This is a genomic window from Roseibium sp. QJM3NY_11, assembly GCF_056173175.1.
The window spans coordinates 4266423-4284802 of sequence record NZ_CM149660.1; the positions used below are offsets into that span (position 1 = coordinate 4266423).

Consider the following 18380-nt stretch of genomic DNA (forward strand, 5'->3'; position numbering starts at 1 on the left):
GCATGGCGGCGACGGCCGGCAACTAATCAGTCAGACGGCTCGCGACCGGCGGGATCGGACCGAAGGCCGAGCTCTGCGAGAATTTCCGCGGTATGTTCTCCCAGAGCGGGCGCCGCCCGATCCAGAACCAGCTCCGCATTCGCGAACCTGATCGGCGTGCGCACGGAGGCGACCGACCCGTTTGCCACCCCGGTTGCCGGCAAATCGACCTTCATGCCCCTGTGCCTGACCTGTGCATCGTCAAAGACATCCTCGACGGAATTGATCGGGCCGGCCGGCACGCCCTCGCCTTCGAGCGCGGCCAGAAGGTCGTCCCGGGTCCGCGTCTCCGTTTCAGCGCAAAGAAGCGGCACCAGCTCCGACCTTGCCGCGACCCGCGCGGCGTTGGTGGCGAATTTCGGAACGTCCGCCAGCTCCGGCAGGCCGAGTACCGCACACAGGCGCCGGAACTGACCGTCATTGCCGACGGCGATGATCAGGTGACCGTCCTTTGCAGGAAAAACCTGATAGGGCACGATGTTCGGATGGGCGTTGCCGAGGCGTTTCGGCGCCTTGCCAGAGACGAAGTAGTTGAGGGCCTGGTTGGCGAGAACACCGACCTGCGCGTCGAGAAGGGCCATGTCGACCCATTCGCCCTCGCCTGTCTGGTCGCGGCGGCGCAGGGCGGCGAGAATTCCGACAACACCATAAAGGCCGGTGAAAATGTCGGCGAAGGCGACCCCGATCTTTTGCGGACTGCCGTCCGGCTCACCGGTCAGGTCCATGATGCCGCCCATGCCCTGGATCATGAAGTCGTAGCCCGCGCGGTGGGCATAGGGCCCTTCCTGGCCAAAGCCGGTGATCGAGCAATAGATCAGCTTCGGATTGACCTGCCGCAGGCTGTCGTAGTCCAGTCCGTATTTGGCAAGACCGCCGACCTTGAAGTTCTCCACCAGGATGTCGGCCTGACCGACAAGCCGGCGGACGATGTCCTGGCCTTTTTCGGTGCGGAAATCGACCGTGATCGAGCGTTTGCCCCGGTTGCAGGCGTGGAAATACGCCGCATCGCGGTCGTTGCCGTCTTCGTCGCTGACGAAAGGCGGCCCCCAGCCCCTTGTGTCGTCCCCTTGCGGACTTTCCACCTTGATGACGTTCCGCACCGAGATCGGCGAGTGTCTGTCCGGTCCATGGACCGGCCAGTATGCGGGCGAGTTCAACGACCTTGATGCCTTCCAGCGGCGCGCTCATTTCGGAATTCCTCGCGTGGCCCCGGTATCAGGCCTCGGCAGTCTTGCGGTAGATGTGATAGCGGCCGGGATGAATGCCATCGGGTTTTTCGAGCACCTCGAAATTCGGCAGCGAGAGTTCAAGCGCCGACAGCACGAAGCCTCCGACCGCCATGCGCTCGTCGACAACCGGGGCGAGCCAGTGAACGATCGCAAGATCGTTGGTCGGGTCCGCCGATCCGATATCGATGTGAGCGAAGGAGGCTCTGGCCTTCACGCGCGGACCGCAGAACGCAAGCGTGTCGCGAATATCTCCGAGGATCATGTGCTCGGCATCGGGCGCGCAGCTCGGATGGCAGTTCATCGTGAGATCGAAAACGAAAATTTCCTTGTCCGGATAGATTTCGCGCAGATGATCGTAGGTTCTGCCGTTGCCCAGCCCCAGTTCCAGAACCGGACCCTCGACTTCATTGACCCTGTTGACGAGGTACTCCAGCAAAATTTTCTGCGATGTCATGCGGCGGATAAAACTGTCCAAGCGGCTCATAAACCAAAATCCCCATTCGACAGGTTCTTCGCCGGATCCTGCCCCAGCTTTCCTTGCCCCATCTTGTGTGGTGCTGTTTGGCCCATTTTCCCGTATAAGGAAACCCCTCGAAACGAAGGAATTCAATTATGGAGTTTGATCCGGAAGAACGGCCAACTTCCGTCGGTCGAAGTTGCGGCAAGCCTTCCGAAACGCCGAAGGGATGCCGGTGTCCGGCGAAATTTCCGTCCCGGCCGCTGTGACAGAACCCGCACGCTCCTGAACGGACGGATCCGCGCGTGCCGGTTGTGCATGTCACGGGCGCCTGTTCGAGAATGCGCAATTGGCTGTTCTTCCGGTTCGTGCTAACGCGGTAGCCCAGCGCGCGCCATGCTCGCATTGTGTGCAGACCGATTGTCCAGGAGTTCCAGATGCGTTCCGAAACGGCGCCGGCCATCCGGCTGGAAGACTACTATCCGCCCGCCTACCGCATCGACACGGTGTATCTGAATGTCGAACTCGAGCCGACGGCGACCCTGGTCACCGCGACTATGTCGGTGCACAGACAGCCGGAAACGGCCGAGGGCACGCCCCTCGTTTTGGACGGCGACGAGCTGACCCTGAAGGCCCTCAGGCTGAACGGAGAGCCCCTGCCCGCCTGTGCCTTTGCCGCCTCCGACGACCGGCTCGAACTGCGGACGCCGCCGGGTGAGCCGTTCGAACTCACGCTCGAAACCGAAATCGATCCGGACGCCAACACCAAGCTGATGGGTCTTTACCGGTCCTCCGGAACCTACTGCACGCAATGCGAGGCGGAAGGCTTTCGGCGCATCACCTATTTCCTGGACCGGCCGGACAATCTGGCGGTCTTTACGACCCGGCTGGTCGCGCCGAAGGCGACGTGTCCGGTCCTGCTCGCGAACGGCAATCCGGCTGAAACCGGCGATCTGGAGACCGGCGGCCGCCACTATGCGGTCTGGCACGACCCCCATCCCAAGCCCGCCTATCTGTTCGCCCTTGTCGCCGGAGACCTGGCCCGGGTCACGGACACCTTTACCACCGCGTCCGGCAGGCCGGTCACGCTGAACATCTATGTCGAGCACGGCAAGCAGGACCGCTGCGGCTGGGCCATGGATTCGCTCAAGCGCTCCATGCGCTGGGACGAGGAGGTTTTCGGTCTCGAATACGACCTGGACGTCTTCAACATCGTCGCCGTGTCGGACTTCAACATGGGCGCGATGGAGAACAAGGGCCTCAACATCTTCAACGACAAGTATGTTCTGGCCGACCCGGAAACCGCGACAGACCAGGACTACGCCAATATCGAAGCGGTGATCGCACACGAGTATTTCCACAACTGGACCGGCAACCGCATCACGTGCCGTGACTGGTTCCAGCTGTGCCTGAAGGAGGGCCTGACCGTGTTTCGCGATCAGGAGTTCTCTTCCGACATGCGCTCGCGAGCGGTCAAGCGGATTTCCGACGTGCGCCTGTTGAAGTCGCACCAGTTCCCGGAAGACGCAGGCCCTTTGGCGCATCCGGTTCGCCCGAAAATTTATCACGAGATCAATAACTTCTACACAGCGACCGTTTACGAGAAGGGCGCGGAAGTCGTCCGCATGCTGAAGACGTTCCTGGGCGACGACGCCTTCCGGGCGGGCCTGGATCTCTATTTCGACCGCCATGACGGCGACGCAACCACCATCGAAGCCTTTCTGGCATGTTTCGAGGATGCCACCGGCTCGGACCTGTCCCGGTTCTCCTTGTGGTACGAGCAGGCGGGCACACCCGTCGTCACCGTCGAGACCGAATACGATCCCGGCCGCAAGACCTTCGAGCTGTCGCTCAGCCAGGAGATCCCGCCGGTTCCCGGACAGAAAACCGGCAAGCCCGCCGTCATCCCCCTGCGCTTCGGTCTTCTCGGTCCCAACGGAGAGGACCTTGAGGTAACGTCCGCGGAGGGCGCGCAGATTTCCGGTGATGTTCTGATACTGGACCAGGCCCGCCAGAAGGTCCGCTTCGGCAACATCGCCTCAAGGCCCGTTCTGTCGCTTCTGCGCGGATTTTCCGCTCCTGTGCGTCTTGATCAGCAGCAGGATCCGCAAGACCTTGTCTTCCTGGCGGCCCATGACAGGGACCCGTTCAACCGCTGGCAGGCGGTCCAGGATCTTGCCATGCAGGACCTTGTGCGGCTGACCGCGCTCCACGGGGATGGCCATCCGCCTGTGTGTTCGCGCAACGTGATCGACGTGTTCGGCGCCACCTTGCGCGACATGTCCCTGGACGAAGCGCTCCGCGCCCTGGCCCTGACCCTGCCGGGCGAGGCCGATATCGCGCAGGAAATCGGCAAGAACGTGAACCCGGATCACATTCACGCCGCCCGCGCGGTCCTGCGCCGGGAGATCGGCCGGGCGCATGTTGCGGCGTTCCTGGAACAGGCGACGGAGCTTGTGCCGGCTGGCGCCTACGCTCCGGACGCGGCATCCGCGGGAAAACGCGCACTCGCCAACCGGGCGCTCCATTATTGCGCGGTGTCCGCATCCGGAGCGGCCGGGATCGTGCTGGAGCGGTTCACGTCAGCCGACAACATGACGGACAGGCTGGCGGCGCTGACCCTGCTTGTCCATGATGCAATGCCGGCAAAAGACGAAGCGCTGGAACAGTACCGCGCCCGCTATGAACACAATTCCCTGGCAATGGACAAATGGTTCATGACGCAGGCCACAGACCCGGGTCCCGAGACCGTTGAAAAGGTCAGGGACCTGATGATCCATCCGCTCTACGATCCGACCAATCCGAACCGCGTGCGGGCGCTGCTCCAGTCCTTCGCGACCGGCAATCCCACCCAGTTTGCCCGGCCCGATGGAGCCGGTTTCGAGCTGATTGCCGAATCGGCACTCGAGATCGACAAGCGGAACCCGCAAGTCGCCTCGCGACTTCTGACAAGCTTCCGCTCCTGGCGCGCGCTTGACCCACAGAGATCTGCCCTTGCGGAATCCGCGCTCCTCAGGGTTTCTTCCTACGAAAATCTATCGAGAGACAGCCGCGACATTGTCGACAGATCCCTGCAATAGTGCGCAATACTGGAAGAGGTTAACGCAAGAGCAGAAAAGCCCGGCGCGCGTTAACCATTTTCTTCTTGCCCGGGTCTGGACAACACCAAACCTTTTGATTCAAATGGAAGTGATTCGGGGAGATCTCCGAAGCGGCGGATTTTGAGGCACACTTTCCATGGCGCGAACACTGGCCGGCGACGCATCTGAGCGGCGCGGCGACAAGGATTCCGATGTTGAGAATAGTGCGACCCTGACGGGTCTGCCGCTGCGCTCGATGGTCGGTTCCTTTCGTGACGGCCTGGCACGCTCCGACGCGCTGATGCGCCGCCTCATTCCGGGCCTTGCCATCCTGTTCATATTCGTGCTCGCCGTCTTCCGTGCCGGCGAACTTGCCAATGACCACACCCAGACCCGGCAAAGCGCGCAAACAACCCTCAGCCTGATGGCCTCTGTGGTCGCCAGCGGCCTCGCCCTTCCGGAAGAAGGCCTGCCGAAGACCGGTTACCGGACCACGCTCAAGCGCATCCTGGCCGACAGCCTTCCGGCGGGCGCCACCAGCAAGGGGCGCATCTTTCTGGTCGCCGACCAGACCGGCAGGATCGTCGCCTCGGCCCCGGCCCAGCCCTCACTGGAAAGCCGCCCGATCAGCGACATCCTCGGCCCCTCGCAACCGCTGACGGTATTCGGCGCCCGCGCGGGCGTCCTGCCTGTTCCCGTGGATTTCGGCGATGGCGCCGGTGACGTCCAGTCCCTTGTGACAGTCCACCATCTTGAAGGGCAATTGGGCATGATCGCCGTGCTCCAGCCGGAAAGCGCGATCTTTTCCAAGTGGCGGGACGATCTTTCAGCGAATGTGACCCTGTTCGTCGGCACCTCTCTCGTTCTCCTGGCCGTCATCTACGGCTTCTTCAGCCAGGCATCCCGCGCAGAAGCCGCGGACGACATGTATGCCGCCACGCGGGGACGCATCGACACCGCCCTGACCCATGGCCGTTGCGGCCTGTTCGACTGGGACCTTTCCCGCGGGCGGATGTTCTGGTCGTCATCGCTTTACGAATTGCTCGGGCGTGAACCCAAGGACGACATTTTGAGCTTCGGGGATGTTGCCGACATCACCCATCCGGACGACATCGACCTGCTCGGCCTGGCCGAACACCTGCTGGAGAGCGGCGAGACCCTGGTCGATGAAACCTTCCGCATGCGCCACGCGGATGGCAGCTGGATCTGGTTGCGCGCCCGCGGCGAGATCCAGTCCGAGCCGGGACGGGCCGAACCGCACCTGATCGGGATCTGCATCGACATCACCGAACAGCACGAACTGGCAGAGCAAAGCCGCATGGCGGATCTGCGCCTGCGCGACGCGATCGAGACGATTTCCGAAGCCTTCGTGCTGTGGAACCTCAAGAACGAGCTGGTGATCTGCAATTCCAACTACCAGTCCCTGCACAACCTGCCCAATGCGGTGATCAAGCCCGGGACCCCCTACAAGGACGTGATGGCCGCGGCTTCCAACACGGAGATCGCGCCGCAGCGGGTCACCGTGCGCCAGCGCGGCGGAGCACCGGAAGGTTCCTATGAAGCCCAGCTCGAGGACGGGCGCTGGCTTCAGATTTCAGAGCGCCGCACCAAGGATGGCGGCTTCGTGTCGGTCGGCACGGACATCACCGCCCTGAAAAAGCACGAAGAGAAGCTGATGGAGTCGGAGAAACGGCTCAAGGCCACCGTCTCCGACCTGCAGAAATCCCGGCAGACCCTGGAATTCCAAGCCCGCCAGCTGGTTGAAATGGCCGACAAGTATCAGGAAGAAAAAACCCGGGCGGAAGCCGCCAACAAGGCCAAGTCAGAGTTTCTTGCAAATATTTCTCACGAACTCCGCACGCCGCTCAACGCCATCATCGGGTTCTCCGACATCATGACCCAGGAGATGTTCGGACCGCTCGGCACCAACCGCTATTCAGACTATTGCAAGGACATCTATTCGTCCGGAACGTATCTCCTCAACGTGATCAACGACATTCTGGACATGTCGAAGATCGAGGCCGGGCGGATGAGTATCGAGACGGAGACCGTCAGTGCCGCGGCGGCCGCCGAGGATGCCGGCCGGATCGTCACCGGTGCGGCCACCGAGAAAAACATTACGGTCACGGCTGATGTGGCAAGCAATCTTCATGTGAAGGCGGACAAGCGCGCGCTGAAACAGATCCTGCTGAACCTGCTCGCCAACGCCGTCAAGTTCACTCCCGACAACGGCACGGTAACCCTCAAGGCGCACCCGCGCGGCGACAAGCTGCGGTTCGAGGTGTGCGATACGGGCATCGGCATCTCCGCCAGAGACATTCAACGGCTCGCGAAACCCTTCGTGCAGGTGGAAAACCAGTTCACCAAGACACACCAGGGCTCGGGCCTCGGCCTCGCCATCGCCCGCTCTCTGGTCGACCTGCACGGCGGCAGCCTGAGCATCCGCTCGGAGGTCCGGAAGGGCACCACGGTCAGTTTCACCCTGCCCCTGGCGGAGCAGGATGCCGCCTGAGCGGCGGCGTCGCACGATTGGGGCCGTTCCTCAATGTGCTGGCGGCGGGGGCGGCGGCGGCGCATTCAGGATAGGATCGCCCTGGGTTTCCGGATGGGCCGCATCCAGTCCCGCGAGCCGGAAGACCTCCTCCACGCGCTGCTCGAACTCCATCTTCTGACCCATGTTCCGGACGGCGTTCACCTGCTTCTTCTGTTGCCCTGCAATGTCCAGATGCATTCCGTGTCTCCGGTTGGCATTCTGGAATCCGGTCAGATTGACACCCGCCCTGCTGAAATCCTGGGACATTTCCTCGGGGAACTGCGTGCGTTCGAGCGCGATGAAGATGAGCGTCGCCCGGTAGTAATTGAAGCTCTGGCCATCGGTGTCTCCGGCTTCGAACCTCTGGCTGTTCGGTCTTTCCGGGTGAATGTCCGGCGGCTCGGCGCCGTGTCCGATGCCCGTCCCTGCCGAAGCCACCAGTTTCGGCAGCTCCGAACCGAAGTATCTCAGGTTTCTTTTCCTGTACCTGGTGATGATCCTGATGACTTCCTGACGTGTTTCCCTGGTGTCGCAGTAAACAAGGACCGTGTCCGTCTTGACCGCCCCCGGCGCGGCAACCTTCGCGCTGCTGACGCCGGGCAGATGCCAGATCTTCTTCAGAATCGCGCTGAACGCATTCGCCCTCGTCGGCTCCTTGAGATTCACATAGACACGCTCGGTGCATGCGGGCATCGGGCGCTTCTGAAAATGGATGAATGCGCCGACCCATTCTCTGGGCGCCGGAAAATTGGAAAGGTCCCTCATTTCCTTAACATCGTCGGTCTGGCAGAGGTACCTGATACGGCCAGCAAGCTTGTTGTGGAGCTTCCTGTAGAGTGTCTGGGAAAATCTGGTCATCGTCCTTTCGGAAACAGCCGTTCCTTTGACCGCGCCGCAGATATAGCCGTAAATCTCCTTGACCGCGGGATTGCCCCGCGCCAGATGTGTCTGTCCTTTCGGCCGGCCGGTGGCCCGGGCTTTCCGCATCAGGTCCGCTCTTGCCAGCCACGCCCAATCAGTAATGTTCTTCAAATCCCGATGCAGCGCCAATTGAATTCTCCTTGCTCGGCTCGTGACCGGTATATGGAGGATCCGGCGGCGGCATCCCTGTGCCGCGCGTCACCGCGCAAGCACGCAAGCCGGTCTTTTTCCTGGAAGGAGTTTTCAGTCGATGGGCTGCGGGAACCGTTGCAGGTTCCGGCCCAAGCGGATCTCGTTTCTCAAGGCGGGAACAGGGCGCCGCGCGGACATGCGGGCAAGGGGAGAGACCCGGCGGATCAGTTCCCGGCGGGTTGAACCCTTCCAACGAACCGTTCGAAGGTCGCCCGCACCCGCGACTGAAGATCGGCGAGTTCCGTTTCCAGGCGCTTGAAGGTCGGAACACTGGACGCCTGCACCAAAAGGTCGAGCACGCCGCGCGGCGCCTCGGCAGGCACGAATTTTCCGGACAGTGCAAGGCGCAGAACCTGGGTCAGGCGATGGTAGAGCCGCAGAGCTTCCAGCAGCAGTTCGGCGTCGTCAACGCCCAGGACGCCCGCGTCGCGGGCCGCTTCCAGGGCCTGCTCGGTTCCCTGGGCCAGGACCGACCTGTCTTCCTGAGCGTGGGCGAGCTGCAGGAATTGCGCGATGAACTCGATATCGACGAGACCTCCGGCAACGTGCTTGAGGTCCCAGATGTATTTCGTGCCTTTGTCCTTCTCGATCCGCGCCCGCATCTCCCTCACGTCGTCGGCAAGCTTTTCCCGGTTGCGCGGCTGGACCAGGGTGCCGCAGATGCTGTCGTAGATCTTGTCGCGGAAGTCCGGCGAGGTCGAGGCGATCACCCGCGCCCGCGTCAGCGCCATGTGTTCCCAGGTCCACGCTTCCTTCTTCTGGTAGGCGATGAAGCCCGCAAGGTTCGTGGCAAGAGGACCGGCGTTGCCGGATGGCCGCAGGCGGAAGTCGACCTCGTAAAGCAGGCCTTCCGCCGTCGGGGCGGACAGCGCCGTGACCAGGCGCTGGGTCAGGCGGGTGTAATACTGGGTGACGGCGAGCGGCCGTTTGCCGTCCGACTGCCGGACGTTCTCCGGCGCCTCGTAAAGCAGGATCAGATCGAGGTCCGAGGCCGCCGTCATCTCCCGCCCGCCGAGCTTGCCCATGGCAAGCACCGCCACGTTGCCGCCCGGAACGTCGCCATGGCTCTCGTTCACATGGGCGATCACCTGTGTCAGCAACCGGTCCACAACCACTTCGGCAAGCCGGGCCAGCGCGAAGCCGACCCGGTCGGCCGACAAGGTGTCGGAAATCAACCTGAGACCGATCAGAAACTGCTGCTCCTGGGTGAATATGCGCGCCCGGTCCAGCGCTTCTTCATAAAACCGCGCCTGAGAGAGCGTGCGGTCCAGACCCTGCCTGAATTCCTCGACACTCGGCATCGCCCCGAAAAACGCAGGATCCAGCACCGCATCGAGCACATGAACCCGCCTGGAAACGGTTTCGGCCATGCGGGGTGCGGCGCCCATCGTCGTCGCCAGCAGTGTCAGGAGCTGGGGGTTGGACCTCAGCAGCGAAAACAGCTGAACGCCGGCCGGAAGTTTCGCCAGAAAGCTGTTGAATGCGCGCAGCGCCGTATCCGCGTTTTCCGTGGCCGCGAGCGCGCCAAGCAGCGCCGGATGCATTTCGGTCAGCCGCTCGCGTGCCCTGGTCGAGCGCGTGCACGGATAGCGTCCGAAATGCCAGGACTTGACGATCGCGGCCGCTTCCGCCGGCTGTTTGAAGCCAAGCCCCGCCAGGGTTTCCAGCGTGTCCGGATCGTGGTCGTCACCGGTGAAGACCAGGTTGCCGATCTCCGACGACAGCGCCGGCACGTCCTCGAACAGTTCCGCATAATGTCCCTGCACCGCGTGCAGATGTTCCAGAAGGGCCGTTTCAAAGGCCTGGAGACTGTCAAACCCCATCAGTGCCGCCACCTGCCGCAAACCGTCCTCGTCCTTGGGCAGGAGCTGGGTCTGTTCGTCGTTCAGCATCTGGATGCGGTGTTCGACATCACGCAGAAAACCATAGGCTCCGGCCATGTCGTCCCGCGTGCGCGCCCGGATCCAGTCCGCGTCACAAAGCGCATCCAGCATCTCGAGCGTGCGCCGCCCCCGCAGTGCGGGATTGCGCCCCCCGGCGATCAACTGCTGGGTCTGGACGAAGAACTCGACCTCGCGAATGCCGCCGCGCCCGAGTTTCACATTGTGGCCCGCGACCGCGATGGTGCCGTGGCCCTTGTGCATGTGGATCTGCCGCTTGATCGACTGGACGTCGGCAATGGCGGCGAAGTCCAGGTATTTGCGCCAGATGAAGGGGGCGATTTCATGAAGGAAGGACGCGCCGGCCTCAATATCGCCCGCGCAGGGCCGCGCCTTGATCAGGGCGGCGCGTTCCCAGTTCTGGCCGAGGGATTCATAATAGACCAGGGCCGCCGGGATAGACATGGCAAGCGGCGTCGCGCCGGGATCGGGGCGCAGCCGGAGATCGGTACGAAAAACATAGCCGTCTTCCGTGCGGTCCTGCATGATCTTCACGAGCCGCCTTGTCAGCCGGACGAATTCCACCGGAGCTTCCGCATTGCCGGCCATCGGCGCTTTCGCCGGATCGTAGAGCACGATCAGATCGATGTCGGAGGAATAGTTCAATTCGTTGGCACCGTGCTTGCCCATGGCCAGCACGATCAGGCCGCTGTCAACTTCAGGCTTCTCCGGATCGGCCGGCTCGAACCTGTTGCGGCGGGCAAGGTCCGCAAGACAGAAGCGGATCGTGGCGGTCAGGGCCGCATCCGCGAACCCGGCCAGCGCATGGGTGACCCGGGTCAGATCGATGGCGTCGCAGATGTCGGCAAGTCCCAGCGTCAGGGCAAGGTCATGCTTGAGCAGTCGCAGGGATCGCATGATGCCGGCCTCGTCCTCGGCCCTGGCCTCACGGGCCGACACAAGCAGCCGGTCCAGCCGGACTTCGGGCGCTTCGCGCAGCAGATCGAGCAGACGCGGCGGATTGGCCAGCATCAGATCGCGCAAGTAGGGTGAGTTGCCGATGATACCGGTCAGGAAGGCTTCCAGTCCGGCCTTCTCCCGCAACAGCGCGCTCAGAGCTTCCCCCGCCTGCGTGCAAGCCAGGAGATCCTTGAGAAACAGGGCGGCGTGGTCCGGATCCGGGGTGCCGGGCACCACGGCGATCCGGTCGGCAAGAATGCCCGCGCAACCGTCAGGGCTGTCCAGGTTGTCCGGACTGTCCGGTTGTTCCACCTTGTTCATGCCCGCTCCTGCTGCTGACCGGTTTCAGGTCGATCCGGGCCTTCAGTCCCGGCCCCTCATTCTTGAAGCGCAAGTCTCCCCCATGCAAGCGGGCAATCGCCTTGACCAGGCTCAAACCGAGGCCTGTACCGGGTTCCGAACGGCTTTCCTCAAGCCGGACAAACCGTTCCATCACCCTGTCCTGATCGCCTTCCGGAATTCCGGGTCCGTTGTCCGCGACTTCCAGGACCACGCGGCCGTCTTCCTCGCCTCCCGACAGACGGATCACCAGCTTCCCGTCTTGCGGGCGGCCATATTTCAGGACGTTTTCGATCAGGTTGACCAGGGCCTGGCTGACAAGGTCGCGGTTGCAGTCCGCTCTGAGGCCTGGTGCGAGCGCCGTTTCCAGCCGGCCGCCCTCGTCCTCCACCAGGGGCTCGTAAAGGTCCGCGACCTCGGCAACAAGCTTGTTGAGATCCGTCGGCGCCATCACCGATCCGGGAGCCATGGATTCGATCCGCGCGATATGCAGCAGCGCATTGAAGACACGCAGCAACTGGTCCGATTCCTCCAGTGCCGCCTCCAGGGCGCTCCGGTAGCCCTGTTCGCCCTTCGCCTCGCGCAGCGCCGTCTCGATCCGCGCTTGCAGACGCGCCAACGGGGTCTTGAGATCATGGGCGATGTTGTCGGTGACATCCTTCATCGACTGCATCAGCACTTCAATGCGATCGAGCATGGTGTTCAGATTGACGGCAAGCCTGTCGAACTCGTCATTGGTTCCGGCGATCGGCAGCCGTCCGGACAGGTCGCCCTGCATGATGGTGCGGCTGGTGGCGGAAAGTTCGTCGATGCGCTTCATCACCCGCCGGCTGACGAACAGCCAGGTGATCGCGGCCATGACCACGACGACGATCAGCCAGAGGCGCAGCGCATTGGCCAGCAGATTGGCAAATCTGAGCTGGTCACCGAGATCCCGCCCGACCAGGAGGCGGAAACCGCCGCGCAGCTCGAACGTGCGCACCATGGCCTGACGTTCGACACCTTCCAGGTCCTGGCCGATACGGGTGTAGCGGACCCGGCGCAGGCCACCGTCCGCCTCTTCCAGAACGGTGGTCGGCAGCCGGGCGATGTTGCCCACAAGGGCGTTGCCCGCGAAGTCGACCAGAAGATAGAGGCTGGCATCGGGATGACGGGACCGCCGGCCGATGGTGTCCACCAGTTCGCGGACACCGCCGCGCACATAGACATCCGCGAGATCCTTCATTTCGGAATCCACGGACTGCACCACCTGCTCCGACATCAGATGATCGGTGTTGTCCGCCACATACAGAAGAAGAAACCCCGACATCACCGTGAAAACGGCGATATAGAGCAGCGACAGCTTGAACGCCGTCGTGCGTGTGAACCGTCTAAGCCGCGTCACGAATCGTGTATCCGGCACCCCGGATCGTATGCAGGAGAGGTGTCTCGAAGCCCTTGTCGATCTTGCCGCGCAGGCGCGAGATGTGAACGTCAATCACATTGGTCTGCGGATCGAAATGATATTCCCAGACATTTTCCAGAAGCATGGTTCGGGTGACCACCTGGCCGGCATGCTGCATCAGGTATTCCAGCAGGCGGAATTCGCGCGGCTGCAGCGGAATGTCGGTATCTCCCCGGCGGCAGGCATGCGCCATGCGGTCGAGTATCAGGTCGCCGACCTTGTAGGTCGTCTCGACCTGGCTGGCCGATTTCGGGCGCCGCGCGAGTGCCTCGACGCGGGCCTGCAATTCGGTGAAAGCATAGGGTTTGGGAAGATAATCGTCGCCGCCGGCCTTCAGCCCCTTCACACGATCGTCGACCTGACCAAGCGCGGACAGGATCAGGACGGGGGTGTGATTGCCCTGGGCACGCAGTTCCTGGATGACCGAAAGACCATCGAGCTTCGGCAGCATCCGGTCGACGATAAGGATGTCGTATTCGCTGTCCAGAGCCATCTGCAGCCCGGTCTGGCCGTCGCCGGCCCGGTCCGCGGTGTGGCCGAGCTCGCTCAGGCCCTTGACCAGGTAGTTTGCCGCTTCCGGGTCATCTTCAATGACAAGAATCCTCAACATGTCATCCTTTTACATTGAGTTGGGCGGGAAGAAAATGGCTGGTGGCGGCGCCGGATGTGAGACGCCACCACCAGAAGTCAGGGTTTGGGGCAAAACCCTCGGTCTGCCTTCCTTGTGCGGAGGCATGACGTTGGCGATGACCGGCCCGTCGGGGTTTGGGGCAAAGAGCAGGCCGGTCATGCCGTACAGGTGCCGGATTGCTCCGGCCCTGATCAGGCCAGGTTCATGGGCAGGGCCACGAACCGGGTGTTGTTGTTGGTCTCGACCCGGAAGAGCACGGCCTTGCGGCCATCCTTGCCGGCCTTTTCGAGCGCCTTGAGCACATCCTGCGGGCTGTCGACCTTCATGCCGGCAACTTCGAGAATGACATCGCCGGCGTTGAGGCGCTTCTCGGCAGCCGGGCTGTCCGGGTCGATTTCGGCGATGACAACGCCTTCGCCTTCCAGTCCGGCTTCGGCCTTGGTGGTCAGCACCAGCCCGAGGTCGTCAAGACTGGTCCTGGCCTTTTCGGCTTCCGGCTGAACCGCCGCGACCTGTTCCTGGTCCTGCAGGCGGCCAAGGGTCACGGTCACATCCTGTGTCTCGCCGTCGCGCCAGACAGTGATGTCGACCTTGGTATCCGGCTCGTAGGCGGCGATGATCTTGGACAGCTCGCGCGGGTCCTCTACGTCGGCGCCGTTCACGGCCAGGATGGTATCACCGGAACGCAGGCCGGCCTTCCGGGCAGGACTGTTTTCCTGTGCTTCGGCGACGATGGCGCCACGGGCCTCGTCAAGGCCGAGGCTTTCCGCGATGTCGGCGCTGACGTTCTGGATCTGGACGCCCAGCCAGCCGCGCACGACGGTGCCGCCGTTCCTCAGTTCCATGATGACGTCCTGAGCGGTCGATGCCGGGATCGCGAAGGCGATGCCGACATTGCCGCCGGACGGGGAGAAGATCGCCGCATTCACGCCAATCACTTCACCATGCATGTTGAATGCCGGTCCACCGGAATTGCCCCGGTTGACGGGGGCATCGATCTGGATGAAGTCGTCGTATGGTCCAGCGCCAATGTCACGGCCGCGTGCCGAGACGATACCGGCCGTCACCGAGCCGCCCAGACCGAACGGATTGCCGATGGCAACGGTCCACTCACCAACCTCGGGAGCTTCGTCGGCAAAATCGACATAGGTGAAATCCGTGTCGCTTTCGACCTTGAGCAGGGCCAGGTCGGTGCGCTTGTCGGCGCCGATCAGCGTCGCGTTATACTCGTCGCCGTTCTGGTCGATGACGGTGAATTCGGTGCCCTTGTCGATCACGTGGTGGTTGGTCACCACGAAGCCGTCCTCGGAGATGAAGAAGCCGGAGCCCTGGGACAGACCGTAGCTGCGCGGCTTGTCCGGCTGGGTCTTGCCGCCCTGCCCCTTGCCGCCGAATTCGCGGAAGAAGCGCTCGAACGGGTGGCCTTCGGGCAGACCCTTGAAGAACTCCTCGAAACCGTTGCCATTTCCGTTGCCGCTGCCTTCACCGCCACGTCCGCCAAAATTCATCATGCGCGGCTCGACTGCCTGCTTCACCTGAACGCTTACGACTGCCGGGCTGACAGTGCGCACCACATCGGAAAAATCCGCAGGGGCGGCAGCTTCGACGCGCACGGCCTCGGCAAATGCCAGTTGACCGGGAACGAGTGTCTGCGTGGTCATCAGACCGGCGGCACCGAGTGCGACGACACCGGCCAGCAACCTGGCACGGCGGGACCGCAGCGGAGAGACAGAGCGATTGGCTTGCATATTTTCTTCCTCTATCGACATTCGAATTGAAGGCCATTTCCCGAAGCGCACACGGGGACTCGTGCTTTCAGGTTCGAGTGGAAGATAGGGAAGCCATCCTTACGGGCGCCTGTCGGCGACATTAAGGTTTTGTAAGGTTGGGGATATGTGTGCCGTTATCCACAGGGGCCGTGTCGGTTTGCGGGCCGGTCTTTTCGATGATCCGTGGAACGGCCTGCGGCCGGCCAGGCCGCATCCCGCTGTTACGGAAACAGGACAACCGCGTCTCCGGCGCGCCATTGAGGCCATTTCAACATCACGGCCTGGAAGCTGCGGGAAGCCTCGAAATCTTCCAGCCAGCGTGACAGTGCCGGCCAGTCCTGCCCGTCGAACCAGGCCCGATCCGTGTTTGCAAACTGCCTCACGAACGGAAGGATGGCATAATCCGCAAGGCAGGCGCGGCCGCCGCACAGCCACCCGCCCGGGGCCAGGCGCCCGTCGAGCGCGACAAGAAAGTCCGCCGCCGCTGATCGCTCTTCCTGCCGGTCCGCGTCCGGGTAACGCGTATCGTATTTGTAACGGTCGAGGTTGCGCTTGAACGGACCGTCACAGGTGCCTATCAGGTCCAGCGCTTCCGTCAGGCTGCCCGTTTCCGGTTGCAGCCATTGTTGCGGATCCGAGTGGTCCAGTGCCCACAGCATGATATCAAGGCTTTCGTCGATGACCTCGTCTGCGTGCTTGAGGCAGGGCACCGTGGCCGACGGTGACGTCTGAAGAAACTCCGGCGCCTTGTCCCGCAACACGATCTCGCGCAGCTCGACACTGCAGCCACCTGCTGCAATCGCCAGCCGGGCCCGGATCGCATACGGACAGCGGCGGAAAGAATAGAGGATCGTGGACTTCATCATGACCGTCCATGGCCCAATGCCGGCACGTGGTCAACTCCCTCATCCAGTATCAAGCGTCGTTGATGACATGCGGGTTACTGAGAAATGCATCAGCAGTTGTGACAGGTCTTCTGCCGGTTTTCACCGGTTGTAAAGGATTATTGGTGAAACTCTACCTGATAGGGCAATTCATGACCAATGCACTTCTCGACCTTGCCAAAGGCAGTTCAAAAGAAAAAAAACACGAGCTCGCCGAGCACGTTACCGGATTGCTGGCTGCACGTTCCGAAGACGCTGCATCAGATGAAGCGCATCTTCTGAACAATATGCTTGAGGGGGTCTATGATTCCCTTTCTCCCGAAGCCCGGCAGACCTTGTCGGAGAAACTCGCCGATGTCAGGGCACTGTCGTCCAATCTCGCCGCAACCCTGGCCAGCGACGACCTTCCCATTGCGGAGGCGGTGCTCGAACGCTCGACCTGTCTCAAGGAAAGTGACCTCCTGAAAATCGCCGAAACCCAGGGACAGGGACACCTTCTGGGCCTGGCCAAGCGAGACCACATCAGCTCCGACCTGAGCAAGATGCTGGTCAAGCGCGGCGACCGGAAAGTCAAACAGGCCGTCGCGGCGAACCTCGGCGCGGAGTTGACCATGCCGATGTTCGAAGCGCTGGTGAAGGACATGCCTCAAAAACTGGGCGACCGTATCCGGCATCTGCGCAAGTCAAACGAGGCCATGCTCGAGGACCTGTTCCGCGACGACGGCAATGTCGCTACCGGCACGGAACTCCCGAGAAAACCATCAAAAATCAATCCGAAGGCCTGGCTGATGGGGATCCGTCTCGGCAAGACAACCCTGAACAAGGCGGTTTATCAGCTCGCCCGGGAACACAACCTGCTCGACGCGGTCGCACTGCTGGCGTTCTTCTCGGGGCTGGAGATGAAATACGTGCACAATCTGATGGTGCGCTTCGACTCCACCGGCATTGCCACGGTGTGCCGGGCAACCGGTATCGGTGCGATGGAATTTCAGGCAATCTGCAAGGAACGCTGCAAACACCTCAAGTTCCCTGAAAGCACCGGCAGCAAATGGCTTACAAACTATCACATGCTTGACCTGACCGATGCCCAACGTCTGCTGGCACTCATGCAAATGAGGCTGAAGGCCGTCAAGCAGGAACAGGCGGCCTGAGGCCAGCTCCGGCTCGGAATCCAGAATGTCCGATGACGAAGAACAACCGGGCGATCCCCCTTGCCACGCCCACTTGATCATCGGCGGTCACCTGGTTGACCGGCAAACCTTCCGCGATGTCAGCCGTTTCAGAAAATCCGAGCGCTTGCGCCTCTATGCAAGGCGCAAGCAATTGTCCCACACGGAACGGCAGGCTGCCACTGAAGCGCTGAGTGCACATCTGTTGCACTTACTTGAGGCGCGGTCATTCGAAACGATTGCCGCCTACTGGCCGATCAGGGGCGAACCCGACCTGAGGCCGCTGATGGCCGAGCTGTGTCAACGGGGCAAGACCGTCCTGCTCCCCATCGTTGCGGCCAGGGAAGCGCCGCTGATCTTCCGGCCCTGGTATCCAGGCTGCGACATGGTCCGGGGCCTCTGGAACATTCCGGTTCCCGCGAGCGGAGAGCCACAGGCCCCCGACATCGTCCTTGCGCCAGTCGTCGGCATTGACCGGGATCTCTACCGTCTCGGCAACGGCGGCGGTTATTATGACCGAACACTGGCCGGTCTTCCGGCCAGACCCTTTGTCATCGGAGCAGGCTTCAGCTTCAGCCGGATCCCCACAATCTTTCCGATGGGATGGGATGTCCCGATGGATGTCGGCGTTTCGGAAAAAGGCGTGACCCCTTAAGCAGGTCAACCTGTTGGCCTGGCGTGACGATTTCTGCCCGTCTGCTTACGCCTCCTGAATCACTTCAAATATTCATTTAGCAATATTAAAGTAATATACCTTACGTTATTTCACTTACGCACCTTCAATATTATTGTTATTATTGACAATACCAATGATTTTTCATCCAAATTTGCCCGGCACTTTAGACACTTGTAA

The 18380-nt window shown here is 62.0% G+C and carries 11 protein-coding genes and 1 pseudogene; 4 read left to right on the plus strand and 8 right to left on the minus strand.

Going from position 1 to position 18380, the window contains the following annotated elements:
• Positions 1-26 precede the first annotated feature (26 nt).
• Together AC0VX3_RS19610 and AC0VX3_RS19615 are read right to left on the minus strand one after the other, a co-directional pair.
• Positions 27-1227: pseudogene (locus AC0VX3_RS19610) on the minus strand (CaiB/BaiF CoA transferase family protein).
• Between the two features lie 27 nt (positions 1228-1254).
• Positions 1255-1752: a class I SAM-dependent methyltransferase gene (locus tag AC0VX3_RS19615; RefSeq protein WP_475521923.1), complete on the minus strand. Its 498-nt coding sequence runs from the start codon at positions 1750-1752 to the stop codon at positions 1255-1257.
• A gap of 410 nt (positions 1753-2162) precedes the next feature.
• Here AC0VX3_RS19615 and pepN point away from each other — a divergent pair, with 410 nt between their 5' ends.
• Entirely contained in the window at positions 2163-4805 is a 2643-nt protein-coding gene (gene pepN, locus AC0VX3_RS19620) for an aminopeptidase N (protein ID WP_475521924.1), read from the plus strand.
• Between the two features lie 157 nt (positions 4806-4962).
• Positions 4963-7317, plus strand: a complete 2355-nt coding sequence (locus AC0VX3_RS19625; protein WP_475521925.1) for a PAS domain-containing sensor histidine kinase — start codon at positions 4963-4965, stop codon at positions 7315-7317.
• A 30-nt stretch (positions 7318-7347) separates the two neighbouring features.
• Here the strand turns inward: AC0VX3_RS19625 and AC0VX3_RS19630 are convergent, their stop codons facing one another.
• The 6 genes from AC0VX3_RS19630 to AC0VX3_RS19655 all read right to left on the minus strand — a co-directional run bounded on the left by AC0VX3_RS19630 (position 7348) and on the right by AC0VX3_RS19655 (position 16337).
• Positions 7348-8325 carry a hypothetical protein gene (locus AC0VX3_RS19630; protein WP_475521926.1) on the minus strand — a complete coding sequence of 326 codons (978 nt, stop codon included), beginning with the start codon at positions 8323-8325 and terminating at the stop codon, positions 7348-7350.
• A gap of 290 nt (positions 8326-8615) precedes the next feature.
• Entirely contained in the window at positions 8616-11612 is a 2997-nt protein-coding gene (locus AC0VX3_RS19635) for a bifunctional [glutamine synthetase] adenylyltransferase/[glutamine synthetase]-adenylyl-L-tyrosine phosphorylase (RefSeq protein WP_475521927.1), read from the minus strand.
• Positions 11563-13014, minus strand: coding sequence for a sensor histidine kinase (locus tag AC0VX3_RS19640; RefSeq protein ID WP_475521928.1), 1452 nt, complete (start codon positions 13012-13014; stop codon positions 11563-11565). The genes AC0VX3_RS19635 and AC0VX3_RS19640 overlap by 50 nt, the downstream gene beginning before the upstream one ends.
• On the minus strand, positions 13001-13684 hold the full coding sequence (locus AC0VX3_RS19645; protein ID WP_342895787.1) for a response regulator transcription factor: 684 nt from the start codon (positions 13682-13684) through the stop codon (positions 13001-13003). Before AC0VX3_RS19645 ends, AC0VX3_RS19640 begins: the two co-directional genes overlap by 14 nt.
• A 212-nt stretch (positions 13685-13896) precedes the next feature.
• Positions 13897-15453 (minus strand): Do family serine endopeptidase, encoded by a 1557-nt coding sequence (locus AC0VX3_RS19650; protein ID WP_475521929.1) that lies wholly within the window; start codon positions 15451-15453, stop codon positions 13897-13899.
• Positions 15454-15695: 242 nt separating this feature from the next.
• A complete protein-coding gene (locus tag AC0VX3_RS19655; protein ID WP_475521930.1) occupies positions 15696-16337 on the minus strand; it encodes a glutathione S-transferase in 642 nt (213 codons plus the stop codon).
• A 29-nt stretch (positions 16338-16366) separates the two neighbouring features.
• Here AC0VX3_RS19655 and AC0VX3_RS19660 point away from each other — a divergent pair, with 29 nt between their 5' ends.
• Both AC0VX3_RS19660 and AC0VX3_RS19665 read left to right on the plus strand, forming a co-directional pair.
• A complete protein-coding gene (locus AC0VX3_RS19660) occupies positions 16367-17509 on the plus strand; it encodes a DUF2336 domain-containing protein (RefSeq protein WP_475521931.1) in 1143 nt (380 codons plus the stop codon).
• Positions 17510-17534: 25 nt separating this feature from the next.
• Entirely contained in the window at positions 17535-18182 is a 648-nt protein-coding gene (locus tag AC0VX3_RS19665) for a 5-formyltetrahydrofolate cyclo-ligase (protein WP_475521932.1), read from the plus strand.
• Positions 18183-18380: the final 198 nt, after the last annotated feature.

Bases quoted from the DNA above. Each gene is read 5' to 3' on its own strand.
- AC0VX3_RS19615 (WP_475521923.1), bottom strand. From the start codon at position 1,752: ATGAGCCGCTTGGACAGTTTTATCCGCCGCATGACATCGCAGAAAATT.
- pepN (WP_475521924.1), top strand. From the start codon at position 2,163: ATGCGTTCCGAAACGGCGCCGGCCATCCGGCTGGAAGACTACTATCCG.
- AC0VX3_RS19625 (WP_475521925.1), top strand. From the start codon at position 4,963: ATGGCGCGAACACTGGCCGGCGACGCATCTGAGCGGCGCGGCGACAAG.
- AC0VX3_RS19630 (WP_475521926.1), bottom strand. From the start codon at position 8,325: ATGCGGAAAGCCCGGGCCACCGGCCGGCCGAAAGGACAGACACATCTG.
- AC0VX3_RS19635 (WP_475521927.1), bottom strand. From the start codon at position 11,612: ATGAACAAGGTGGAACAACCGGACAGTCCGGACAACCTGGACAGCCCT.
- AC0VX3_RS19645 (WP_342895787.1), bottom strand. From the start codon at position 13,684: ATGTTGAGGATTCTTGTCATTGAAGATGACCCGGAAGCGGCAAACTAC.
- AC0VX3_RS19650 (WP_475521929.1), bottom strand. From the start codon at position 15,453: ATGCAAGCCAATCGCTCTGTCTCTCCGCTGCGGTCCCGCCGTGCCAGG.
- AC0VX3_RS19655 (WP_475521930.1), bottom strand. From the start codon at position 16,337: ATGAAGTCCACGATCCTCTATTCTTTCCGCCGCTGTCCGTATGCGATC.
- AC0VX3_RS19665 (WP_475521932.1), top strand. From the start codon at position 17,535: ATGTCCGATGACGAAGAACAACCGGGCGATCCCCCTTGCCACGCCCAC.